The following is a 26,257-nucleotide window of genomic DNA, read 5'->3' as shown; positions in this document are numbered from 1 at the left end:
TCTTTCGTGCTAGTGCCTGATACTTCCGATTAATTCATCAACATGTTTTACACTAAAAGGTTTTGCGAGAAAGAAAGTTGCTCCTGCGCTCAAAGCCTTTTGTTTCTCCATGCCGTTATCGTAGGCACTAATGGTAATGACCGGTAAAGTTGGGCACTTTTTCCTGATCGCAGGCAATGCTTCCAGCCCCGATCCATCCGGGAGGTGGATATCAAGAAACAGCAAGTCTGGCTGCTGCTGTTGCAGAAACGACAGACCTTCCTTCAATGCATGGACATATTTAACATTATATCCATGTCGTACAAGTGTCAGCTGCAACAGTCGGCAGATATCCGGTTCATCATCTATGATCAGAATACAAGGACCTTTCCTTATATCATCCGTTGAACCCAATCCGGACAGGTTCAAGGTTGTCTTTTTTGGTTGTAACATATTTATGTTTGTTCCATTGTTCCATCAAAAGACGTGCGATCAGATAACACACTGTAGACTCTGCTCCCTGGTTCTGGTTTACATTGTAACGTTCCAGACCATCGTAGCAGCCATAAGTCAGTGGATTATAAATCAGCTGTTTGAGATGATTATTTCCCAAGTACCAGCTGAAAGCGACGCGCATTTTTTCAAGGTACAATTGATTTTTTGTGATATTATAGAATGTATCCATTGCCAGCATAGTATAAGCTACTTCGATTGACTGTTCTCCACCGGGTTCATTATTGGGAGGTGTATTTTTATGGTACCATGTCTTATTACTGATGACTTTCATGTAACTGTCAGTGAAAGTTTTGCTGCAAAGGAAAGTCAGGCTTTCTTCTGCTGTTTTGCGGTAATTGTGATTACCTGTTACCTCGAAGGCCATCATCATGGCTTCTGGGAGTACGGCATTACCGTAGGTAAGACTTGCTTCAAACCATTTCCATTCTTCATCGGCTTCCAGCACATAGTATCCCTGAAGTCTGGCAGCGAGCGTATCGAGCAATGTCACAGCCTGTTCTGAGGCGCGATATTGCAAGGAATAATACAGTCCTTTCATGGCAAAGGCCATAGCCCTGGGCGAGGTGAGGCTGTCTACCCAACGAAGGCCAGGCCTGAATAACGATATCACATCCTGTACCACATCAAAAGGTAGCGTTCGGTGATTAGCCAGTGTAAATCCCAATGCCCATATAGCGCGACCATTGGCATCTTCCAGATTGACATCATCATTTTGTGTGGTAAAGCCTCCGTCTTTATCTACGTAATTCAGGAACTTGCCGGATGCTTTCTGGCAGTAGCCGATAAAGTCGATGTATTTGCGCAGCAGCGTGATCGTGAAGCTGCTGGATTTAATTTCAGTGATATACATGCACATAGCGATCAGTGCTCTGGCATTGTCGTCAAGTGTATATCCATAGGCCGGATCGGGCACATCATGCCGGGCAAACTGCAGCATACCAAATTCATCTGTCATGCGATCTATATGATCAAGGTATGGCGATGGTAAGTTAGGCATCATTACCTTATTATCTGACAGCACTTCATTGAATATAGACATGTGAGCGATGGCTACATTATCCCAGATAGAGTTCCGTGTTTTTTCGATGGCATTCATGCTCATCTTCCGGCGCAGATCAGCGTTGCCCAACAGATTGATGGCTGCGCTGGCCAGCTGTTCCGGATTATTAAAATCGATGAGGCAGCCACAACTTTCATCGAGCATTTCCCGGGCTTGTACAAAAGCGGTGGAAATAACCGCACAGCCCGCGCTCATGGCATATACAAAAGTACCGCTTACAGCCTGATGAGGGTCTTTGGAGGTGAATAGGTAAATATCCGTTAATGATAAGTAGTCCAACAAGGTGTTGAGGGACAGGTAGGTGTTAACGAACCTCACATTGTTTTCCAGCTGGTATTCCTTTACCAGTGCTTCCAGGTGTTCACGGTACTTTTCTCCTTCCCTGGCTACTATTACAGGGTGGGTTTTACCCAAAATCAGGTAGATGGCATCAGGAAAATCCTTAATAATCTCCTTCATGGCGCGGATACCTGTTTCCAGGCCTTTATTGGCGCTCAGGAGTCCAAAGGTGCTCAGCACCAGTTTATTCTCAAGATGATATTGTTTTTTGAGTGCATCTACATCCTCGGTAATACGGGCATGCGTACCGTGGGGGATGTAAACGATTTTGCTGTCCGGCACCTGGTATACTTCCCGCAGCAGATTGACTGAGGCATGTGTCATCACGGTCACTTTAGCAGCCAGGGCACTGATCAGGTTGACTACCTTGCGGCATTTCTGATCAGGGGCGGGCAATACTGTATGAAAACGGACAATAAATGGTTTATCCAGCAAGGATAGCATGGCCAGCAGATTATGGCCGTATTCTCCGCCGTAGAGGCCAAATTCGTGTTCAAAACAGAGAAGGTCTATTTTGCTGTTTTCGTTGATCTGCTGGGCAAATGCGATACAGCTGTCGATATCAAAAGGGTTTACACTATACGTAACAGGGGCCTGCTTGTTTAACCATGGTTTTCCCGAGGCTTCCAGCGCACATACTTCGATATTCAGTTTCCCTGCGAAGCTTTTGTCCAGCGCGTTTACCAGGTCCTGTGCAAAAGTAGCAATACCGCATTCCCGTGGCGGAAATGATGATACAAAAAGCAAGGTCTTAGTCATCGGTTAAATATTTTAAGGCTTCAAGTCATCCCATTCCAATCGGTGGTCCGGGATGGAAAGCTGGTCAAATATCAATCCAATGCGAGTGTGCTGCATTTTACCGAATTCAGCAAACAGAAAGTGTAGAAAATCCTCCCCATATAACTATCCCCTTTTTTCCCGCTGTGGAACTTTTTTTTAAAATTTCTGAGGGCGTTAAGATTTCATTAACACTTTGAATAATCATTTATGATTACAATTGTAATAAGTTATGCAAATGTAAATCTTATCCTGAAGCAGGATTTTTAATGAAAAGCATTCAGTTGCTCTGCTTTTCTAAAAATGTTTCATTATCAATGAAAATGACAGAAAACTCATCGGAAGAATGAGGGTTTTCGGGAACGATACAGGCTGTGCAAGTGGAATTATCGGGGTTTCAAACTATCATTTTTTATATTGATAAAAAACATTAAAATGTATACAATTTTGTTAATTGTCCAAACTTGCTTATTTTTAAATTCATAACCATGTCGATCCCATTTAACCAATAATTAACAACTCCTGAATTGTAACAGTAATCGCAGCTAAATCTATCTGTTCATTATAAAAAAAACCTTACCGCGCTTATGCGACATATTGCATGTACCCTCAACGTGGATGGTGTCCCCACCAAAATCAACATTCGTAAAGTAGCCAAGGAAAGAAGGTTCCTGGCCATTGTAGATCAGACTGTTACAGAATACATCATTTCTGATGAAACCAATGAAGTGGAATACTACGAAGGACCTGTTCTTAATAACTACCTTACAGAGAAAATAGCCGCCCTGATCAAGCAGTATTTCCCCAAGGTGAAAGCCATTGTAAAAGTGGGTGAAGATAATTATGAGGATTATGACGACTACTAGTCGTCATTCCCCATTAGATAAAGCCTTTTTCCAGTGACAGGAAAGCCTCGGAAGGATGTACCTGCTGCCATAATACTGCGTATACAGCCTGCGCAACAGGCATATAGGCCCCTATGTTTTTATTCATCTCGTACATGCATTTGCTGGCATAATAACCCTCTGCAATCATATTGAGCTCCAGCTGTGCTGCCTTCACGGAATAGCCTTTTCCGATCATATTCCCGAAAGTACGGTTCCGGCTGTGGAGTGAATAACAGGTCACCAGCAGATCCCCGAGGTAAGCACTGGCACTGTAGTTATGTATCATAGGGCCGGCACCGCGCTGTGCAGCTTTCTGTGCCTCATATTGCTCCAGGAATGTCTGCATCTCCCGGAAACAGTTGGTGATATAAACACTCAGGAAATTATCACCGTATTCCAGCCCATGTGCAATACCTGCACCCAGGGCATAAATATTCTTCATCACAGCAGCCAGCTGTACCCCTATCATGTCTGTATTGACAATTGTTTGCAGGTAGCTGCCGGTAAATCTGTCGGCGATAGCCTGTGCCGACGCCTGATGTATTCCGGAAAAAGTAAGATAGGACAGTTTTTCATTCGCTACCTCTTCCGCATGACAGGGACCGGTTATTGTGAAATACTGTGTAGCAGGCAACTGAAAACGTTGCTCCAGGTATTCATTGATCAGGAGATTGTTGCCCGGCACCAGACCTTTGATGGCAGAAACGATCTGTTTGCCTTCCAGCGCCTCTGCGGGCAGCTGATCCAGCACATCCACCAGAAAAGCAGAAGGAACTGCCAGTACCACCACATCACAAGCTGCTACCACCGCCCGGATATCGTTACTCAACGATAACAGGCTCGTATCAAAATATACAGAAGTGAGGTAGTGCTTATTATGATGGCGCTGCTGCATATGACGGATCGTGTCTTCGTTTCTAATCCACCAGTGAATATGCTGTCCATTATCCGTCAATATTTTCGCCAGCGCGGTGGCCCAACTGCCACTACCAATGATACCAATGCTATTCTCCTTGCTCACAATCAATGCAAATTTTACGCAAGATAACACTAACCGCTGATTTATCTGATGTTTCTGATGCTCCCTATATGCGAAGGCCAGCCGTTGCTAAAACGAAGAAGCCCATGGATATATGCATCCATGGGCTTCTTCGCTTAAATATCTTCCTATATCAGGAGCATCAGATCAATCTACTTGTTCCCTTCGAAAAGCTTGCTCTTAGGCACTACCTGCACCTTTTTACCATTATTCAGGGTGCGGGACACGGCACTGTAGGGGGCGCTGATCACCTGATCACCTTCCTGCAGTCCGGAAAGTATCTGGATGTTGGTATCATCCTGTACCCCTGTTTTCACGGTTACCATTTTCACGGAATTATCTTTCTGCAATACAAACACCACTTCGCTCATATCGGATTTGGTGTTGGAGGAATTATCGTGATCGCGGTCATGTTGTTTTTTGTCTGCTGTTTTAGCAGAATCCAGATCGCGGGTAGTTACTGCATTGATGGGGATAGACAGCACATTGTTTTCATGTCTTGTCTGGATATCCACGCTGGCGCTCATTCCCGGGCGGAAAGGAAATGCCTTGTGATTTTTTGCCATCAGAAGGTCTATGTATGTTTCCGGCAGGATACGTATGTGAACGATATAGCTGGTCACCTGTTCAGCGGAGGAGGCAGAGACTGCGGTAGCAGTAGCTGCACCTTTGCTGGAGCTGGCGATCTGTGTAACGACACCTTTAAAGCGACGACCGTTGTAGGCATCTACTTCGATCAGGGCGGTATCGCCATATTTTACTTTAGGGATATCGTTTTCTCCGACATCCACCTGTACTTCCATTCTGTTGAGGTCGGCGATACGCAGCATTTCGGTACCAGTCATCTGGGCGGTACCTACTACGCGTTCTCCTTTTTTAACATTCAGCAGGGAAACGATACCGTTCATCGGTGCTACGATGGTAGTACGGCCGAGGTTTTTGTTGGCCTCGTTAAGGTTAGCCTGGGCGCTTTGAACGCCATATTTACTGCTGTTGATCTGCTGAAGGGCAGCGTTGTAATCTGCCTGAGCCGCCAGGAAGGTAGCTTCGCTGGTTTCGAATTCAGACCGGGAGATCACTTTCTGGTTGAGCAGTTCCTTGTTACGCTGATAGGCTGCTTTATTCTGGTCAAGCTTTGCCTTAAAGGAGTTCAGCGAAGCAGAGGTGTTGGCCAGCTGTGCCTCCGACTGACTTACAGATGCCATGGCTTTATCTACCATGGAGCCGTAGATGTCGCCGTAGATACGGGCTACTACCTGCCCTCTTTTTACGGAGTCTCCTTCCTGTACGGTTAATTCGGTGATTTCACCGGAAACGTCTGAGCTAACTTTTACTTCTATCTCAGGATAAATTTTACCACTGGCGGTAACCACCTCAATGATGTTTTTTTTGCCAGCTTTGTCAACAGCAACATTCAGTGCTTCTTCCTTACCGATTACTCCTGATGCTTTCAGCACCATGAGCATAATAACGAGTGAACATAAAATGCCTGCGAGCCAATAAAGTGTCTTCTTCTTCATAAAGCAGTTTATTACCCGGCTATTCTACAGGGAAATTTTCTGGTCCCGATAGAACTCCAGCAATTTCATTTTAAAAATGTAATCGTATTGCGCCGAGACTTTATCAATCTGGGCTTTGTACAATTTGGTTTGGGTTGTTATATAATCAATGGTGTTCATTAATCCCAGGTTAAAACGTTTGGTAGCGAAATCATACGCTTTCTGAGCGGCCATTACACCGGTAGCAGATGCATTGTATTTCTGTAATGCAGCTACTGCATTTGCATGGGCGGTATAGATATCCTGCCTTAGTTTCAGGTTGTCCTGATCTCTGGTCAGTTCCAGGTTGTACACATTCAGTTTTGCTTTTGTCACATTGGTACGTTGCTGATAACCGTTGAAAATCGGGATACGCAGCCCCAGTCCGATATTTTTGTTGAATGTATTGTCTATTTGCTGGCCGAAGGAGATCAGTTTTTTAGTCATCGGATCATAGTAGTTGTTGGCATAACTGGTACTTAATCCTCCTCCGATTGTGAGTGCCGGGTATAACTGCCCCTTAGCAGACCTGTAGGCACTCATTGCGCTTTTAATCCTTAATCCATCTGACTTCGCCAGTGGATAAGATGCCAGCGCCGCGCTATACACCATTTCCGGGTCCATTTCAGACAAGGGGGTGATAGGCAGGGATGATATATTGGCCGGAATTTCCGGAGCGAAAGGAATATCAAAACTGAGGTTGAGATATGCCTTTATTTGCAATATAGATAAAATTACGTCATTCCTGGCAGTTACCAGATTGGTACTATCCTGTGCCAGCTGTGCTTCCAGGTCGGCCTGGTTGCTTTCCGGTACTGAGCCTGCGATTACCAGTTTTCTGGTATTCTCCAGATTAGACATGGTTTGTTTTACCTGTACCTCATTTACCTTCAGCTGTTCATTTTTCAGGAGAATCTGCAGGAAAGAGGTCGCTACGTTAAAAGCAAGGTCATTACGTGCTTTCTGTAACAGGAAACTGTTGGACTCAGCATCCAGTCTGTTTGCCTCAATGGTGTTTCTTTTGGAAAACCAGTTGAAGATATCTCCAGACATATTGAATTGTCCACTGGCATTGAAGATAGACTGGTTAATGTAGGCGTTGTCCTGGATACTGGCGATCCTACCATCAGAGTATCCCGCATTCACATTTGCCGAGAAATTGGGGATTATACTCAGACGGCTCTGCTGATAAGTAAGTTCAGACAGCCGTTTTTGTACCTCCTGTTGTTTTACGGAGATACTGTTTTTCATAGCATAATCCACACAACGTTGCAAACTCCACGTATCCTGCGCCACAGCCGGGGTTATGTTAGCGAGCAAGCAGTAAAACAGGAAAATTCCTGCGATTTGGGATAGTCTCATAACAGGCCAAAAATATACTAAAGGTAAGGATAGTTTCCTTCGGTTCTTGATAGAAGGCAAAATTTTAGTAGGTATGGCACCATACCCCACTAATTGCTGATACAACATACTCTTTTTTTTACAGATTTATAAAAGAATCCTTCCTGCTACCCCTGAATTTGCCCGTCACTGATCTGAATAATACGGTTGCCATAAGTAGCATTCACATCGGAGTGGGTTACCTGTACAATGGTAATCTTATCCTGCTCATTCAGGTGTTTAAACATTTCCATGATCACCCTGGCCTGGTCAGAGTGCAGGTTTCCGGTAGGTTCATCTGCGAAGATCACACGGGGTTCTGCGACAATGGCGCGGGCAATGCCCACCAGCTGTTGCTGTCCGCCGGAAAGTTGATTAGGAAACAGGTCTTTTTTGGCCACCATATTAAAACGATCCAATACATCCGCTACCCTGCTCTTTCTTTCCGAACCAGACAGATTTTTATACAGTAAAGGGGTTTCTATGTTTTCATATACAGTCAGCTCATCAATGAGATGGTAGGCCTGGAACACAAAACCGATTGCATCACGGTGTAACTGCGTACGTTTTTTTTCATTCATTTTATCTACACGCTCTCCCTGAAACAGGTACTGTCCGCCAGAAGGCTCTTCCAATAATCCCAGTATATGCAACAGCGTTGATTTACCGGATCCGGAGGGTCCCATTATAGAAACAAATTCCCCCTCTCCAATGTTGAGATCAACGTCTTTTAATATTTCATTTTTACCAAATCCCACCGGATAATGCTTGGATATTTTCTGCAGTTGTATCATGATAGTAGCTTTTTAAAATTTCAGGCTTCTTGTTAACAATTTCCGGCAAAGCAATATAAATGCATTTTGCCGGATCTTTTCATTCTGTTATTCAGTTTTTAATGCATCTACCGGGTTACTGAGAGCAGACCGCACCGTTTTTATGCTCATAGTGGTTAATGCCAATACAACCATTATCATTCCCCCCACCGCAAACACCCACCAACTAAGACTTGTACGGTATACAAAAGATTGCAGCCACTTGTCCATTACCCACCATGAAAGGGGCACCGCCAGCACAAAAGCCACGAGGACCGGCTTCATAAAGTCCTTTGTCAGCAACCGGATCACCTGCCATACACTTGCTCCCAGTACCTTTCGTATCCCTATTTCCCGGGTACGCTGATTAGTGGTAAAAACAACTAAACCTAGTAGCCCTAATGCACTGATAAAAACAGCTAATCCTGAGCACCAGTTCAATAAACTTGCAATACGCAGTTCATTTCGATATAGATTTTCTATGGTCTTATCCAGAAACTCATAACTGAACTCTTCCCTTGGGTAAATCTCTTTCCATACTTTTTCTATGCCGGCAATTCCATTTTTCCAGACGACACCCTTTTCTCCGGCATCATGCAACCGTATATGCAAAGTACGATGGCTTTTGGCAGCAGCACTGCCCAGCGCCAGCGCCGGGATCTCCCTATGCAGATTACCAGCATTGAAGTTTTTCACCACTCCTACAACCGGCTTCCCTGAAATGAGCTCCCCCACTGCATCTTCCGGACGCTTGAAACCAAAAGCACGGACAGCAGTTTCATTCAGTAGCCATTCCCTCACGGTATCCGAATTCATCAGGTTTCTTCCTGCCAGCAGTTTCAACTGATACACCTTTAAATAAGAGCTGTCCACATAGCGCATTTCTACTACTTTCTCGATAGCCTTCCGGCCATCCTTGCGGTCGAGGACAGAGGTCATGAAACCATTGATGATCGGTGAACGATTCGACAAGCTCACCTCTTCTACTTCCGGCAGCGCGGCAATACCTGCCTGCAGCCTGTTGCGCAGGCTGTTATTCTCATCCCGTGGCGGTGTAGCAACGGTAAGAATAGCATCCTTACGGAAACCAAGATCTTTATTCAACGAATAATGAATCTGTTTACTGACAATCAATGTGGCAATAACAAAAAACTGGGCCACCATAAACTGAGTAGCAGTCAGTGTTTGTCGCAACCATGCTTTGTTTCCCACAGTGCCCGTCTGTGATTTCAGCACCATTACCGGCTGAAAACGAGCTAACACATACGCCGGGTAAATACCAGACAACAATGCTACCACTACCGCCAGCAACAATAAAAACAGCAATACCGGCCAGGAATACAATTGCATGGCAGGCAGGTCTTCCGGCAGAAAGCCGTGAAAACTCTTTACCAGCAAAGGTGCTATCAACAATGACATTGTCGCGGACACAAAGGTGAGCACAAAAGTTTCTCCCATAAACTGCACCATCAGCTGCCGCATTGTACCACCGATAGCTTTACGGATGCCGGTTTCTTTAGCCCTGCGGGCTGCCTGTGCTGTTGTCAGATTGATAAAATTGATCACCGCCAGGATTAATAATGCTACTGCTACCAGTGACAACATATACAACTGCTGCCTGTCTGCAGTCCTTTTATAGGCATAATAGTTCCTATTGAAGTGAATATCCTCTAAAGGCTGCAACCACAGGGATGTCCGGGAACTTTTATCATTGTGCAATTCCATATATTTAGCCAACAAGGCAGTCGCTTGTTTCGGATCGGCTCCTACTTTCAGCTTTACCAGCAACTGGCTGGATGAACTGGTGTTCGTCCAGTTATCGACAGCATAGACGTCTTTCCGGTATTGGCTGGCATAAACCGTTGACATAGATACTATTTCCCTGAACCAGAAATCAGTGCGGTAAGGTAAATCAGCCACCACACCAGTTACTGTTGTCCTGATGGAATCATCGTAAACAATCTCTTTTCCCATGACAGCTGCCGGCGAAAGCCCCGGGAAATAGGTATCTGCCTTGTCTTTTGTCAACACCACTGAAAAAGGCTGTTTCAGCGCGGTGGCCGGCGATCCACTCAACCACTGATATCCCATCATATCCATATATGAGGAATCCGCAAAAATGATATCTTCCTTGTTTCTAAAATCCTTACCATCTACTGTAATTCTACCTGTGATATCATCTGTAAAAAAATGAATTGTCTTTTCTACCTGTGGAATGTTTTCTCTCACCACCTGTACTACCGGTACCGTTACTCCACTGTTTCTAACGCTATCTCCTGAGAAACAGATGGTAGACACTATCCTGTAAATACGGTCTTTATTTTGTTGTTGCTTGTTAAAACCGGCCTCATACCATACCACCAGACATACTACCAGCGCTGCACTGATACCGACTACCAGCCCCAGCATATTTAACAGCGAAAACATTTTATTACGCCAGATATTTCTGACAGCCACCAGGAGATAATTTCGAAACATAGTAATTCTTTATTCTGATTTGAGACTATTAACCGGATTCATCAAGGCTGCTTTCACCGACTGCAGGCTGACGGTGAGCAAAGCCACCACTACCGCCATCAAGCCCGCCATCAGAAACAGCCATATACTCAGGGAAGCATGATAGGCAAAAGCATTGAGCCAGTTGCCTGCAGCATACCAGGCCAGCGGCGCCGCAATCAGCAAAGCAATCAGTACCAATCTGATAAAATCTTTCGACAACATGGTCACCACACTACCCACAGAAGCACCCAACACCTTACGGATACCAATCTCACGGGTACGTTGTTGTGTAGTCAATGCAGCCAGCCCCAACAATCCCAGGCAGGACACCAGCATCACCACACCGGCAAATATTCCCAGCACCTTTCCTACACGGTATTCCGACTTATACAATCTATTAAAATCATCATCCAGGAAATGATAATCAAAAGGAACTCCCGGCTGCATTTCTTTCCAAAGTCCTTCAATGCCTGCTATCAGTTGTTGTTTGTCTTTACCACTTGTTTTGATAAATATCTGCCGCAACCATTCATATTCGGGGAATACGATGATAGGTTCGATTTTGTTTTTCATGGAAGCAAAATGAAAATCCTTCATCACTCCCTTTACCGTTCCGTTACGGCCATTCAACGACATCCTCTTTCCCACAGCCACTTCAGGTGACCATCCCAGTCTTTTGCTGGCTGTTTCATTCAGGAAAAAATGATACGTACGCTCTTCATTTTTTTCTTTAGTAACATCAGCGATGTCACCTCTGGTGAGATCTTCACCAGCCAACAATGAGATACCTACTGTTTTCAGATAATCTTTTTCCACCGGCACCGCTGCAATGCTGAGGGTGAAACCCGGCTGATGCTCTTCTACATGGTCAATGGTGTAACCACCCTGGATGGAGACAGGAGAGTCAGCAGATGCTGTTACATACAATATACCGGTGAGTTGAAGCAGCCTGTTTTTAAAGGCTTCCATGGCATTGCTGCCTGCTTTGAAACCATCCAGCACTAGTACTTCAGACCGGTCCATCCCCAGCTTCTTATGCTGAATAAACAGCATTTGCTGTTGCACTACCAGCGTACAGATGATAAAGAATACAGATGCCGCAAACTGAAATACCACCAATGATTTACGGATACTCCTGCCCTGTGGAGTGGCTGTCATAGAACCTTTCAGCACCTGCACCGGTCGGAAACCAGAGAGGAACAACGCCGGATAGATACCCGTAACAAAAGCCACCAGGAAAAAGATCCCCACCAATATGCCGTAAATACGGTATCCGCTGGCGCCACCTAATTGAAGTCTTGTATCTGTGAGTTGATTAAATGCAGGCAATAACAGGCCTGCCAGCAACAGTCCTATCACCAGGGCTATTCCGGTGAGCAAGGCTGATTCCATCATAAACTGCCAGAAAAGCTGCGAACGTTGGGCACCCAAAGCCTTACGGACACCCACTTCCCTGCTTCTTTCGGAGGAACGGGCCGTGGCCAGGTTCATAAAGTTAACACAAGCTATTACCAGCAGCATGACGCCTATCAGCCCGAAAATATAGTTGTAGCGGACATCTCCGGCATCTTCAGTAGCAGCACTGGCAGCAGAATGCAGATGAATGTCAGTAACCGGCTCCGGAACAAAATTGAAGATGGCGCCATTTTTTATATCGCTTTCACTCAACTGCTGCCTGGCGATCTGGCTCAGGCTGGTCTGCAGACTTCCTAACTGAGCCGGATTACCAACCTGCACATAGGTGTAGTAATTGGCAGATCCCCACTGCTCCTGGAGTTGCAGGGTGCTGTAGCTGGCTACAAAATCAAATTTCAGGTGGCTATTAGCTGGCACATCGGCTACCACACCTGTTACCTGTAACGCCCGTGTACCATTGATTTGTAATGTTTTACCAATGGGCTCTACATCACCGAAATATTTTTTTGCCATAGAGGCTGTGAGCACAACCATATTAGGCCCGTTCAGCACATTGGCAGCATTACCGGACAATAGCCGGAAAGAAAACATTTCAAAAAAAGGAGCATCAGCATATACAAAGCGGTTTTCATTCCAGCTCTTGTCGCCATACTGTACCGTTACTTCTCTTGGGAATACCCGCGCGAGCTTTTTGATTTCCGGCAGGGGTTTGATGGTAGTAGCCAATATATTCGGCGTCACGGCTATCTGCATTATCTTCTCCCCTTTTTCACCATAGTCCATACGAATACGGTATAACTCATTCGCGTTTTTATACCAGCTATCGTAAGTCCATTCGTTTTCCAGGTATAAAGACAACAGAATAAAACAAGCGATCCCCGTTGCCAGTCCGAATACGTTAATACCCGTATACAACTTCCGTTTCAACAGATTCTTCGCAGCTATCTTCAGGTAATTCTTCCACATCGATTTAGAATTTTATTGGTTTTAATCACGCTTGAGGCTATCAACAGGATTGGCCAATGCAGCTTTTATTGTTTGCAGGCTGGTAGTGGCCAAGGCAATGATAACAGCCATCAGGCCAACCATTGCAAAAAGCCACCAATGGATATTTACATGAAACTCGAACCTTTGCAGCCATTGCTGCATCAGGTACCAGGATAAAGGAGTAGCAATCAATACCGCTATCAGCACCAGCTTCAGAAAATCTTTTGAGAGCAGCAATACAATTCCACCTACAGAAGCTCCCAATACCTTACGGATACCGATTTCCTTTTGGCGCTGAGCCATCACCAGTACAGCAATAGCAAACAGGCCCATACAGGAGATCACGATAGCCAGTACGGCTCCACTCATAAATATTTTTGAGAAACGGGCTTCCTGGCGGTACAGCCTGTTGGTGTTTTCATCCAGAAAACTGGGATCATTTTTAGCCAGCGGGTTAATATCTTTCCATATGGCTGAGATATGTTTCAGCGTGGCTACCGGATTGCGGGTATTTACTTTTACAAAGACATAGTTGGAATGTGGAGTAATGGTCATAACCATCATCAGCGGATCAATCTTTTTACGCAGTGACTCAAAATGGTAATCTTTCACCACCCCGATCACATGCAGTGGGACATCGCTGGGTGTAATAACAGCACCTATCAGGTCTTTTTCTCCCAGCAGTTTCGCCATTTGTTCGTTGATCACCACACCAGTGGTGTCTGCTCCAAAATTGCGGGAGAAATCACGACCCGCCACCATTTTGAGATCCAGCGTACGTGCGTAATCGTAATCTACTATGATACATTGTGTGTTAATGTGACTGCCTTTATAGGTAAATCCCCGGTACCAATTGCCGGAAGAGCCGTCTTTACCCAGCCCCAGGTTCAGCATACTACCTGACACACTCTCTACGTCCGCTTCTCCGGCCAGTCTGCTGCGCAGCGATGCAATAACCTGCGGCGATGCATTATCGCCCGGTATACTGATCACTTGTGTAGTATTAAATCCTAACGGTGTCGATTGTATGAAATCAAGCTGCTGCCAGATAACAGCCGTGCAGCTGATCAGCAAGGCAGCCACAATAAACTGAACGATGATCAACCCATTACGTACACCATTGCCTTTAGCCAGGCTCAGTTTACCTTTCAGCACCTGAATAATATTCAGTCTGGCTACTTTCCAGGCTGGATATCCACCCGCCAGCAATGTCACCATAAAGAAAATAAATGCAGCTCCCAGTACCAGCCAGATATTACTGAAAAGCCGGAGACTCAGCTCATGGTTGAAAGTGGCGTTGTAATATGGCATCAGCAGTATCGTCAACAATAAACTAAGTATCAGTGAAATAAAACAAAGCAGAAAAGCCTCACTCCAGAACTGAAACAACAATTGTCTGTCCATGGCCCCCAGCGCTTTTCTCAGGCCGATCTCACTGCCACGGGTAAACGATCTGGCGATAGACAGGTTAATAAAGTTGATACAAGCGATGCCAATAATCAGGACTGCCAGAATCACCATCAGCCAGGGATAAAATGGATTCAGACCATTGCTGAAAGAGCTGAGGGTATTAAGATGAAACTCATTCAGAGGAATTCCGTTCATCCGTATCAATACCCCGTCTTTATTGGGTATTCCACCATTCTTTTTCAGCTCTTCGATATTTCCCGCGTAATATTTGTTCGTTACAGGCACCAGGCTCTTTTCGAATGCCGCTGTAGTAACGGAAGCTTCCACTTCCACCATCAGAGGATAATTGCCCATATTCCAGTTGTTGCGGATAGTGGCATAGTCATCCACATTTTCAAATCGGACCAGGGCTTCAAACATAATACTGGAGTTATCCGGTACATTCGCTGCCACTGCTGAAACGATAAAGGGACGCCATTGATTGTCGATATTGACTTCTACTGTTTTACCTACCGGATCTTCCTGATTGAAGAGCGCCCGGGCAGTCTTTTGTGTCAGTACCAGTTGGTCCGGCTGTTGCAACGCTGTAGAAACGTTACCCTGCAACAAGCGGAAAGAAAACATCTTCAGGAAATCGGCGTCCACCATTTCCACATCAAAGTAAATATGTTTGCCGTTGTATCTTACTGGCATATCGCCACCGCCTATACGGGAAACATGTTTCACTCCCTGTACCTCCTTCCGGAGTACATCTGCCATGGGCTCTGCAAAGCTGGTACCTATCCTCATACCCTTAGCAGTACCATCTTCCCGGTATAACTGGTAAATATGTTCTTTATTCACCTGAAAATCATCGTATGTCCATTCCCGATAGGCCGTGAGTGACAGCAATAAGGCCGCACAGATAGCGGCACTCATACCTACTACATTCACGGCTGCAAACACTTTCTGTTTTAGTAAATTTCTCCAGGCAATCTTGATATAACTTCCAAACATGCGCAATGATTTAAAAGATTATTTTAAAAAGCAGGGCGCGTAGATACACACTCTGATTTGCTGTTCACTTGTTATTCTCTTTTATAATTATTTTAGTCATTTCTCAATACATTCGCCGGGTTGGCATCCGCAGCACGCCATGTTTGCGAAATAATGGCCAACAGGGCAATTGCCAGCAAAGCTGCAAAGCTGCCTGCCAGCGTAAAAAATCCTATGCTAATGCGGTTGGCAAAGAGCTGAAGGAATAAGGTACTTCCCAGGTAACCCAATGGCAAGGCTATAATACCAGCCAATACAATCAGGCGGAGATAGTTTTTGGAAAGCAGCATTACCAGACCTGGTACACCAGCACCCATCACTTTACGGATACCTATCTCTTTCTTACGGGTAAAGGTCGTATATGAGACCACACCCAATAGACCCAGGGCAGCGATCACAGTGATCATAAATACCAGCACCGCGAGTCCGGATATAGGTTCTTTCCCACTGGTACGTTCGATCAGTTCATCATTCATCCAGGATGCGGAAAATATCTCACCAGGATGCATTTCCACCCAGGCTTGTTTAATACCCGCCATTACCTGGTCTTTATCCTGTGTATTCACCAGCACCTGCAGCTGTTTGAATTGCTGTGGTACGAAGCGTATAGTCATTGGCAGTACAGGCATTTCTATGGGTTGATAATTGAAATCTTTCACTACTCCAATGATACTCACCGCTGTGGAATCTGTCAGCCATAAGGTTTTACCGATAGCATCTGCTGGTGTTTTCAGATTCATGGCCGCTACCAATCGTTCGTTAACGATGATATACTGCTCTTTGCTTTGGGAAGCTGCTGCCGGAAATCCGGACCCTGCCAGCAATCTGAGCTGCATCAGTTTCAGAAAATCGGCATCACCGGCGTAGTAGCCCAGCTCCATACGGTTGCCATCCAGTGCGGTACGGGCTTGCAGAAAACCGCTCTGGTTGGGCATGCCCAGGGTACCTGAACTGGCAGTGGCGGCCTCTACTCCTTTCACCTGCATTAACCGATCTTTCATCAGCTGAAAGTCTACATCGGCCAATGGCACATTCAGTATATTGTTACGGGCAAATCCCATATCAAAGGCCTCTTTAAAAGAAAACTGGCGGTAAACGGTCACAAAAAATATGATCGCTGTCATTGAAAGCGAAAACTGAATCACGATTAGCGTCTTCCGCAATCCCAACCCTCCAAAAAGTTTGATGTCTACAATATTTTTCAGCACCCTCGCTGGCTGGAAGGAAGACAAAGCCCAGGCAGGAATGACGCCTGCCAGCACACCTGTTAACAAGCTAAACACCAGGAACCACCCCATCAGTACAATATCAAACCTTTCACCTGATAAAAATCCAATACCTACATGGGTATACGATTCCATCAGCACCAGTAACCCCATCGCCAGTATTAATGACAACAGACACATCACCACAGATTCTACAATAAATTGCATAAACACCTGCGAACGTTTAGCTCCGTTAACTTTACGGACACCTACTTCACGCGCCCGTTGCAATGAGCGAACAATAGACAGGTTGGTATAGTTGAAGCAGGCACACAGCAGCAATGCAAGTCCCACGGCTATTTCGGCCAGTACTTTCCCCCAGGGCTGGCCACCTCTCATGTCATTATATAGTTCCTGAGAAGGGGTGATACTGCTCAGTGCTTGTTTTTCAAAAGTGATACTGCCAATCCCTTTGGAAGCAGGCTGGTAATATTTTTCAGACAAAAATTCCAATGCAGTAGAAAGTGAAGCTTTGTTTACACCGGGTTTTAAAACAACATAAGTATAGGCATCCTGTACATTATTCCAGTTCTGCAACCGCTCCGGCAGCACTTTCTGCTGTTCCAGTGCAGACACAGAAGACAGGGAAGCATAAGCCTCATAGTTGATATGAGTCAAACCCGGTGCAGGCGCAAGAATACCGGTAACAATATAATCTCCCAGTATTTCAAAATGTACAGTCTTACCCATTGCCTGTTGGTTACCGAAAATCTTTCTGGCGGCATCTTCTCCGAGTACAATACTATTAGGTGTGCTTAGTGCTGTAGCCGGATCACCACTTTCCAGTTTAAAGCCGAAGACATTGAAAAAAGATGGCTCTGTAAAAGCACCATTGACAGGTAATTTCTTCTTTCCATTGATCACATTGCCATGCAGCACACTATACACACGCACTTCTGCTTCTGTGAGGGCGTAATCCTGATGCAGCACCGTTGCCAGTGGCAGTGGTGTACTGGCCATATGATAGTGTTTTCCGTCCTGAGTAGTGGCCTGTGAGGTAATCCTCCAGGTTCTCGAGGTGGCCGGATGGAATTTATCGTAGCTGAAATTCTTTTTAGTAGACTTCAATACCATCAGGCATACAGCCATGCTTAATGCCAGGCCGGCAATATTAATAAAGGCAAACAGCCTTTGCCGGCGCATATTTCTGAAAGCGATCTGTATGTAACGGAGAAGCATAAACGATAATTTATTCTGTCTTCAATGATTTTACCGGATTCACCAATGCCGTCCGGACAGCCTGAAAACTCACAGTCAATAAGGCTATCAGCACCACTACTACCGCTGTGAGCACAAACACCCACCATTGTACTATTATTCTGAAGGCAAAATGCTGCAACCATTTTTCCATACCATACCATGCGATAGGAGAACCGATACAGATACCTAACAATACAAGCTTCAGGAAGTCACGCGACAACAGCGCGGACACATTGGCCACAGAAGCCCCCAGCACCTTGCGGATACCGATTTCTTTGGTTCGCTGTCTGGATATCAGCATAGACAATCCCAGCAGCCCCATACATGCGATAAAAACGGCAAGGCCGGAAAAAATGCTGAATATATTTCCCATCATCTGCTCTTCGGCATAAATGGCCCTCAGGTCCTGGTCTACAAAAGAGTAATTGATTGGATTGTCGGGCACAATATTGTTCCATACCTTTTCTATTCCGGCCAACTGAGCGAGATGGTCGCCCGGAGCCAGCCTTACAGACAGGATAGCTGCATTCCGGGGGTTTATCAGGTATGCGGCCGGCTCTACAGAAAAACGTAGGGAGCGGAAATTAAAATCTTCCATTACGCCAATAATGACACCGTGTCTGGCGAAGTCACCAGGCCTCCATTCGATGCGTTTCCCGATAGGGTTTGTAAATCCCAGCCGTTTGGCAGCCGCCTGATTAATAATAAAAGCATCGGTAGAATCAGTGGCCATTGCTTTATCGAAATCCCTGCCTGCCAGCAGTTTGATTCCAGTTGTCTTCAGCAGGTCATAATCTCCCTGAATGATAGCCGATACAAAACCATCCTTGTCTTCTCCTCCTTCCCGGACTATCGGGTTGTTATTATACGAACCAAATCCCATCAACAGGTTGTTCAGGGATGTTTGCTGCACACCGGCCAAACCGGCCACTGTAGCCTTTAAAAGATCCTTTTTCGGTAAACTATCTGCACCTGACAGATAGATATTCACCAGGTGCTCTTTATCAAAGCCCAGATTTTTCTGTTGCCAGAAACGCAACTGCGTATATACGACAACGGTAGCAATGATTAACGCTACCGCAATGGCAAACTGAGACACCACTAGTCCTCTGCGGATGAATACCCTGGCCCCGACGGTAACAAAACTGCCTTTCAGCACTTTTACCGGCATGAGGCCGGAGAGATATAAGGCAGGATAACTGCCAGCCAGCAAACCTACCGTGGCCACCAGCAACAATAATCCGCCATACAGGAAAGCATCTCCCGAAGCCAGTAAATTCAATTCCTTTCCGGTGATCCGGTTGAATAGCGGCAGTAAGGAGAAGGCCAACACCACCGCCAGTATCAGCGACAGCACACTGATCACCAGCGATTCGGTCAGAAACTGGAAAACGAGGCTTTTCCTTTGTGCACCCAGCACTTTGCGCAACCCTACCTCCCTGGCTCTTTCATGAGCTCTGGCGGTAGTAAGGTTCATGAAATTTATACAGGCAATGAGTATGATAAACGCAGCGATAGCTATATATAACCAGATTAAGGGGGAATTATCCACACCACCTTTGTCGCCATCCGGATGGAGATGGGCATTGTGAAGCGGCTGCAAATCCAACTCAAACTTTATTCCATGCCTTTTGACAATCGGATCAATATGCAGTTTTACAAAATCTCTTAACTGGGGAACAATCTTTTGGGGATTGGTACCATCGGTCAGTTGCACATACGTCACATTATTACTGAACATGTACCATAGTTTCTCAAACTCGGTATTCTCCCTCGTCATCGTAGCAAAAGACATGATCACGTTCATCCGGAGGTCGGTATTATGGGGCATATCCTTCACTACACCGGTAACGGTGCAGCTATAACCGTTACCCACTTTCAGAAGCTTCCCTATCGGTGATCCGTTGCCGAAATATTTTTTTGCTGCACTGACAGAGAGAACTACTGTATAAGGCTCTTTCAGTACAGTGGCGGGATCTCCTTCAAGCAAGGGAAAATCAAACATCTGGAAAAAAGCAGCATCCGCAAAACAACTCTCTGTTTCCAGCATCTTTTTATCTCCGGCAGTAAATAAAGTTGTGCCCGGAACAAAAACCCTTACCGCTTCTTTGATACCACTGACTTCTTTTTTGAGGTTAGGCGCAATAGGAAACTGGGTAGCTGCTCCATAGGCTGTTACTCCGGTGGCCTGTGTATTTTCGATGGTCGTAATACGATAGATATTATCTGCCTTGGTGTGAAAACGGTCAAAGCTCAGTTCATCCCGTACATACAGCACTATCAGTATACAACAGGCCATTCCCACTGCCAACCCACAAACGTTGATGGCAGTGATAAATTTATGACGCTGTAAATGACGGATAGATATTTTGAAGTAATTCCGGAACATAGCAGAGTGGTTTTAGAATGGCGGAATAAAATCACACATGGAACTGTTCCTTGATATTTTCTGTCACTACCCGTCCGTCAAAGAGATTGATGATACGGTGAGCAAACCCGGCATCGTAGGGAGAGTGGGTAACCATGATCAGGGTGGTGCCGGCATTATTGAGTTCCTGCAACAGTTTCATTACCTCTTCTCCGTTGGTGGAGTCCAGGTTACCGGTAGGTTCATCCGCCAGGATCAGATTGGGTTTGGCTACTACGGCGCGGGCGATGGCCACACGTTGTTGCTGACCACCGGAAAGCTGTTGTGGGAAGTGGTTACGGCGGTGCATGATATTCATACGTTCCAGCACTTCTTCCACTTTTTGTTTTCTTTCAGCCGGAGCTACTTTCAGATATAATAATGGCAGCTCCACGTTTTCATAAACGGTCAGCTCATCGATCAGGTTAAAGCTCTGGAATACGAAGCCGATAGATCCTTTACGCAGTTGCGCGCGCTGGCGCTCGCTCATCCTGGCGACTTCCTTGCCCCAGAAATGATACTCACCGTCGCTGGGATTGTCCAGTAAACCAATGATGTTCAGCAGGGTTGACTTACCACAACCGGATGGCCCCATGATCGCTACAAACTCACCATCCTGCACTTCCATGTTAATGCCATTGAGGGCGGTTGTTTCCACTTCTTCTGTTGTAAATAACTTCTGTAAGTTAACGGTGCGTATCATATGTTTTGATTGTCTAAATGAATGATAGTTTTACAATAGCAGTATATAAAAAAATGGATGAATCTTAAAATGCCAGCACATCCTTGTTACCAAAATTCTCATAAGAAGACGTGATTACCTGGTCGCCTGGCTGTAATCCTTCCAGTACTTCAAAATACAAAGGATTTTTTCTACCCAGTGAGATATTACGTTTTAAGGCACGTTTCCCGCTTTTATCTACCACGTACACCCAGTTACCACCAGTGTCGGAAAAGAAGCCTCCCAGAGGCAGCAGGATCGCTTCTGCAGACTTACCCAGTACCAGTCGGATAGGAGAAGATTGTCCACGGCGGATGCCTTCAGGTGTTGTTTTTTCAAAATTCATATCAGCCTGGAAACGACCGCTTTTAACTTCAGGATATACTTTGGTCACCACCATCTCATAGGTTTTACCATCAAACTCAAAGGTGGCTTTCAAACCGGCGAACACCTGTGATACGTAGTGTTCATCGATATCGGCACGCAGCTTAAAACCATTCAGATCGTCAATCTGGCCTATGTTCTGGCCTGCAGTGATGCTGGAGCCTACTTCCACATCGATGGAAGACAGCTGTCCGGAAACAGGGGCCCTGACAATCAGGCTGTTGAGGTTTTGTTTCATCAGCTCCAGGTTGCGCTGGGTACGTGACAATGTACCTTCCAGCTGAGAGATCTGTTGTTTGGCATTCTCGCGTTGATAAGACTGGGACTGCGACATAATATCGCGCTGCCTTTTCAGTCCTTCCAGTTCTATCTTGTTTTTGTTGAACTCCTGACGGGCAACGATCTTTTCGTCAACCAGTTGTTTATTACGGTCATACAGGTCCTGAGCTGCATCAATCCTGGCAGTCAGTTCGGAAAGACTCTGCTGCATAGTAAAGTCCTGCTGACGGATGGACAAGCGTGTATTCTGCAGCTCATTACGTAAACGGTATATCTCTGTCTCATGATTTACAAACTCCATCATCATGTGCTGGTTGTCCAGTTTGAGGATAGAATCCCCTTCTTTCACCATGCTGCCGCCTTCCAGGTATTTACGGCTTACATAGCCTCCTTCAATGGCGTCGAGGCGGATGGTCTTCAGTGGCATTACCACTGCGGTTACAGCGATATATACATCGAAAGTGCCTTTTTTCACTTCAGAGATGGTGATCTTATCCTTTTCTACATTGAGGGTAGCGCGGTGGTCGGCAAAGATCAGTGTATACAACAGCAACAATGCAATCAGTCCACCACCACCAATCATCAGGATGCGTTTTTTATTCCAGAACTTCTTTTCAATTTTTCTATCCATGTTATTTAGGAAAAGTTTGTGACCAAAGAAAGTCAATCCATATGCCAAAGCCAAAAACCCTTTACCATCAATGTTTTCCAAGCATTTCCACTTTTAAAAATGTCCTATGGCGGACAACCGGTGTTCACAAACGGACACTTTGAAAAAGGCGCTGAAATTAGCTGCTGATGTAAAAAAATCTTTCTGTAATATTGTTACCCATTCACTATTTGCCCATGACCACAATGCAACCCGGAAAAATCCTGATAGTAGACGATGATGTAGATGTATTGCGTGCTGCACGTCTACTGTTGAAGAGACATTTTGAGCAGGTGGATTTTGAGAAAAATCCGCAGAAGATACCTTACCTCGTTTCCAACTTTGATTACGACGTGATCCTGCTGGATATGAACTTCACCCGTGACCTCAGCAGCGGAAAAGAAGGCTTCGAATGGCTGGACCGTATCCTCGATATCAAGCCCGACACTGCTGTAGTGCTGTTTACCGCCTATGGCGACGTAGAGATGGCTGTAAGAGCCATTAAGTCCGGCGCCGTGGATTTTGTGCTCAAGCCCTGGGAAAACGAAAAGCTGCTGGCCACTATCCAGTCGGCATACAATAAACGGGCAGCCCGGCAAGACAAGCCTGCCGCCGTTGTCAATACCGGCAACCTCATAGTAGGCAGCAGCCCTGCCATGCAGGCGGTATTCGACACCGTATCACGCGTAGCGGCTACAGACGCCAATGTGCTCATACTTGGTGAAAATGGTACCGGTAAAGACATGCTGGCCCGGCATATTCATCAGCTCTCCCTCCGCAACAAAAAATCGTTTGTCAGCGTAGACCTCGGCGCCATCAGTGAAACACTTTTCGAAAGCGAGCTTTTCGGCCACGTAAAAGGTGCCTTCACCGATGCCCGCGAAGACAGAGCCGGACGCTTCGAAGAAGCCGCCGGCGGCACCATCTTCCTCGATGAAATCGGAAACATCACCATCCCCTTTCAGGCCAAACTGCTGACGGTATTGCAAAACAGATCTGTTACCAAAGTGGGCTCCAATAAAAATATACCCATTGACGTTAGACTAATCTGCGCTACCAACCGCAACATACAGCAACAGGCCGCCCAGCATCTGTTTCGTCAGGACCTGCTCTACCGCATCAATACCATCGAAATACATCTGCCTCCCCTGCGCGAACGCAAGGAAGACATCGTTCCCCTCGCCGAACATTTCCTGCAGCTCTACCGCGAAAAATATAAACGCCCGGTTAACAGCATGCATGAATCACTCATACAACAACTGGAAAAATATGAGTGGCCCGGTAATATCCGCGAACTGCAACATGCCATGGAAAGAGCCGTCATCCTCTCCCAGAGCAAAACACTGCAGGCCAAAGACGTATTCGTTAAAAGCAGCAATACCCAGGACCAGCAAATGGATACGGGTTACAACCTGGAAGAAATGGAACGCAACATCATTGCCCAGGCGATGAAAAAATGTAATGGCAATATCACCGAAGCCGCCAAAGAACTGGGCCTCAGTAGAGCCGCTCTCTACAGAAGACTCGAGAAATACAATATTTAGTCATCCTGCTTACCGGGGAATACCACCCCGGTAAGTTAAATTCCATCATGAACCGTTTCAGCGTCAATATCAGCCTGCGGGTACTGTTGCTTACCTTTACACTGGCCACCTCCACATGGCTGTACATGCATGGCATGACGCCCTTATCCCTGCTGCTGTTTCCGCTGGTAGTGCTGCAGATGTACGGCATCTATCATTACCTCAACCGCATCAACCGTAAACTCACACTGTTTCTGGAGTCTATCCGTTATGAAGATTTCTCCATCCGCTTCAGCGGCGATAACAAGCTGGGGAAAAGTTTCCGTATGCTCAACCACCAGTTCAATGAAGTACTGGAAGCCTTCCGGCAAACAAGAGCAGAGAAAGAAGCCAATCTCAAATACATCGACACCATTATCCAGCATATCAGCATCGGCGTATTTTCCTTCGACAGCGAAGGCCACATCGAACTGATCAACCCCGCTGCCTTCCGGCTCATGGGCATCTACCGGCTGCGTAATATCTCAGAACTGAAATCCATGCATCCCGGCCTTGCTGAACTACTAAGGGAGCTGTCATCCGGTAATAAAACGCTGTATGCCACCACACAAGGCCAGCAACTGTCCATACATGCCGCCACTGTAAGGCTGCAAGGCCGCCTGATCAAATTGATCTCCATTCAAAACATCCATTCGGAACTACAGAAAAAAGAACTGGAAGCCTGGCAGAACCTCACCAAAATATTACGTCATGAGATCATGAACTCTGTAACCCCCATTGTGTCGCTCATTGGCACTATGAAAGAAATTGTAGATCTCGATATTGCCCCCACTTCCGGCAGCCACGAAGGCATCGCCGACCTCCAGGAAGCCCTGCTGACAGTAGAAAGCCGGAGTAAAGGCATTATGAACTTTGTAAATGCCTACCGGGATTATACCACACTGCCGCAACCACAGTTCACCCGGGTAAATATCAAATCGCTGGTAGCTACCGTAAGCAGCCTTTTTCAAGCCGATATGAAACAGGCCAACATCCGCTTCCTGCTGGAGGTAGATGCTGAAAATGTAGAGATCCATGCAGATATATCTCAGTTGCAGATGGTGCTCATCAATCTGGTCAAAAACGCCATGGACGCGCTGGAACAGACATCCAATGCCAGCATACAGATAAAGGTATACCTCAACAACGTACAACAGATCTGTATTGAAATCACCGATAACGGCCCTGGTATTGACACCGAAGCCATGAACAAAATTTTTATTCCCTTCTTCACCACCAAAAAAACCGGCTCAGGGATTGGCCTCAGTTTGTCACAGCAGATTATCCAGATGCATGGCGGTCAGCTGAAAGTGCTTAGTCCTGGCAATAACGGTAATGGATCTACGTTTCTCATTTTACTCAATACCTGATCGGGGTCCTGAAAGATTCGTTATATTGTAGTAACAATTACAGGTCCTCATGATAACATCCAGATGGCTAGTCCTCTACTTCATTACCCTATTTGCCGATCTCGTACTGATCGGCCTTAACATGGACGCTTTCCGTTATGCTACCAAACCCTTGCTGGTACCTTTACTGGCAGCGTATTTCATGTCGTCAGCAGCAGATGTGCCGGGCAAGCAGCGGATGTGGATGTATGGAGCCCTTTTTTCCTGTTTTCTGGGAGATGTGTTACTGATGTTTGATAATCTGTTTCTTCCCGGATTGGGCAGTTTTCTGGTAGGACACTTGTTTTATATCACCTTCTTTCTCACCATCCGGTATTCCAATCCGCCTGTCCCCTATTGCAAATACCCCCTTGTATTCCTGAATGCAGCTATCATCATTGGCTTTATTCTTTTTCTGATGCCTTACCTGGGCAATCTGGCTATTCCGGTCATCATATATTCGCTGGTCATATCCATTACGGTACAGAGTGTCATACATGCCTTCCACTACCGTTACCAGCCTGCAGCCTGGTATTGCCTTATCGGGGCCATTCTGTTCTTGCTTTCCGATTCTCTGATTGCGCTGGGCAAGTTCTACCATCCCATGTCGGCCGGCGGTATACTGGTGATGCTCACTTACGGCCTGGCACAAGCTGGGTTGGTACATGGGTCTGTGAAGTATTATGGAGATAAAAGTTGAGTCTAAATTGAGGTTGCTTTTTAAAAAA

Annotated in this window: 17 protein-coding genes; 4 read left to right on the top strand and 13 right to left on the bottom strand. The window is 45.9% G+C overall.

Going from position 1 to position 26,257, the window contains the following annotated elements; all coding sequences use genetic code 11:
• Positions 1 to 9: 9 nt before the first annotated feature.
• A complete protein-coding gene (locus DF182_RS14470; RefSeq protein WP_245957444.1) occupies positions 10 to 408 on the bottom strand; it encodes a response regulator transcription factor in 399 nt (132 codons plus the stop codon).
• Positions 377 to 2,653, bottom strand: a complete 2,277-nt coding sequence (locus tag DF182_RS14465; protein WP_113616296.1) for a glycosyltransferase — start codon at positions 2,651 to 2,653, stop codon at positions 377 to 379. Before DF182_RS14465 ends, DF182_RS14470 begins: the two co-directional genes overlap by 32 nt.
• A gap of 605 nt (positions 2,654 to 3,258) precedes the next feature.
• On the opposite strand from DF182_RS14465, the gene DF182_RS14460 reads away from it, so the two are divergent.
• Positions 3,259 to 3,537 (top strand): hypothetical protein, encoded by a 279-nt coding sequence (locus DF182_RS14460; protein ID WP_113616295.1) that lies wholly within the window; start codon positions 3,259 to 3,261, stop codon positions 3,535 to 3,537.
• Positions 3,538 to 3,550: 13 nt separating this feature from the next.
• Here the strand turns inward: DF182_RS14460 and DF182_RS14455 are convergent, their stop codons facing one another.
• The 11 genes from DF182_RS14455 to DF182_RS14405 all read right to left on the bottom strand — a co-directional run bounded on the left by DF182_RS14455 (position 3,551) and on the right by DF182_RS14405 (position 22,561).
• Positions 3,551 to 4,579 carry an NAD(P)H-dependent glycerol-3-phosphate dehydrogenase gene (locus DF182_RS14455; protein ID WP_211327110.1) on the bottom strand — a complete coding sequence of 343 codons (1,029 nt, stop codon included), beginning with the start codon at positions 4,577 to 4,579 and terminating at the stop codon, positions 3,551 to 3,553.
• 170 nt (positions 4,580 to 4,749) lie between these two features.
• The gene (locus DF182_RS14450) at positions 4,750 to 6,117 is read right to left on the bottom strand and encodes an efflux RND transporter periplasmic adaptor subunit (protein WP_113616293.1); all 1,368 of its coding nucleotides are present in this window, start codon (positions 6,115 to 6,117) and stop codon (positions 4,750 to 4,752) included.
• A gap of 24 nt (positions 6,118 to 6,141) precedes the next feature.
• Positions 6,142 to 7,497 (bottom strand): TolC family protein, encoded by a 1,356-nt coding sequence (locus tag DF182_RS14445; protein WP_161964145.1) that lies wholly within the window; start codon positions 7,495 to 7,497, stop codon positions 6,142 to 6,144.
• Positions 7,498 to 7,643: 146 nt separating this feature from the next.
• On the bottom strand, positions 7,644 to 8,309 hold the full coding sequence (locus DF182_RS14440; RefSeq protein ID WP_113616291.1) for an ABC transporter ATP-binding protein: 666 nt from the start codon (positions 8,307 to 8,309) through the stop codon (positions 7,644 to 7,646).
• Between the two features lie 87 nt (positions 8,310 to 8,396).
• Positions 8,397 to 10,805 (bottom strand): ABC transporter permease, encoded by a 2,409-nt coding sequence (locus DF182_RS14435; protein ID WP_113616290.1) that lies wholly within the window; start codon positions 10,803 to 10,805, stop codon positions 8,397 to 8,399.
• A gap of 9 nt (positions 10,806 to 10,814) precedes the next feature.
• Positions 10,815 to 13,208: an ABC transporter permease gene (locus DF182_RS14430; protein WP_113616289.1), complete on the bottom strand. Its 2,394-nt coding sequence runs from the start codon at positions 13,206 to 13,208 to the stop codon at positions 10,815 to 10,817.
• A 21-nt stretch (positions 13,209 to 13,229) separates the two neighbouring features.
• A complete protein-coding gene (locus tag DF182_RS14425) occupies positions 13,230 to 15,635 on the bottom strand; it encodes an ABC transporter permease (protein WP_113616288.1) in 2,406 nt (801 codons plus the stop codon).
• 92 nt (positions 15,636 to 15,727) lie between these two features.
• Positions 15,728 to 18,118, bottom strand: a complete 2,391-nt coding sequence (locus tag DF182_RS14420; RefSeq protein ID WP_113616287.1) for an ABC transporter permease — start codon at positions 18,116 to 18,118, stop codon at positions 15,728 to 15,730.
• Between the two features lie 10 nt (positions 18,119 to 18,128).
• Positions 18,129 to 20,528, bottom strand: coding sequence for an ABC transporter permease (locus DF182_RS14415; RefSeq protein WP_113616286.1), 2,400 nt, complete (start codon positions 20,526 to 20,528; stop codon positions 18,129 to 18,131).
• 31 nt (positions 20,529 to 20,559) lie between these two features.
• Positions 20,560 to 21,249 carry an ABC transporter ATP-binding protein gene (locus DF182_RS14410; RefSeq protein ID WP_113616285.1) on the bottom strand — a complete coding sequence of 230 codons (690 nt, stop codon included), beginning with the start codon at positions 21,247 to 21,249 and terminating at the stop codon, positions 20,560 to 20,562.
• A 64-nt stretch (positions 21,250 to 21,313) separates the two neighbouring features.
• Entirely contained in the window at positions 21,314 to 22,561 is a 1,248-nt protein-coding gene (locus DF182_RS14405) for an efflux RND transporter periplasmic adaptor subunit (RefSeq protein WP_113616898.1), read from the bottom strand.
• A gap of 215 nt (positions 22,562 to 22,776) precedes the next feature.
• Between DF182_RS14405 and DF182_RS14400 the strand changes: the two genes are divergently transcribed.
• The 3 genes from DF182_RS14400 to DF182_RS14390 are packed head-to-tail and all read left to right on the top strand — an operon-like array spanning position 22,777 to position 26,229.
• Positions 22,777 to 24,123, top strand: coding sequence for a sigma-54-dependent transcriptional regulator (locus tag DF182_RS14400; protein WP_113616897.1), 1,347 nt, complete (start codon positions 22,777 to 22,779; stop codon positions 24,121 to 24,123).
• A 47-nt stretch (positions 24,124 to 24,170) separates the two neighbouring features.
• Complete coding sequence (locus DF182_RS14395; RefSeq protein WP_113616284.1) at positions 24,171 to 25,511, top strand: sensor histidine kinase; 1,341 nt, start codon at positions 24,171 to 24,173, stop codon at positions 25,509 to 25,511.
• A gap of 49 nt (positions 25,512 to 25,560) precedes the next feature.
• A complete protein-coding gene (locus tag DF182_RS14390) occupies positions 25,561 to 26,229 on the top strand; it encodes a lysoplasmalogenase (RefSeq protein WP_113616283.1) in 669 nt (222 codons plus the stop codon).
• Positions 26,230 to 26,257: the final 28 nt, after the last annotated feature.

This window comes from Chitinophaga flava, assembly GCF_003308995.1.
Taxonomy (GTDB): domain Bacteria; phylum Bacteroidota; class Bacteroidia; order Chitinophagales; family Chitinophagaceae; genus Chitinophaga; species Chitinophaga flava.
This window is presented reverse-complemented; position numbering and strand designations above follow the sequence as displayed.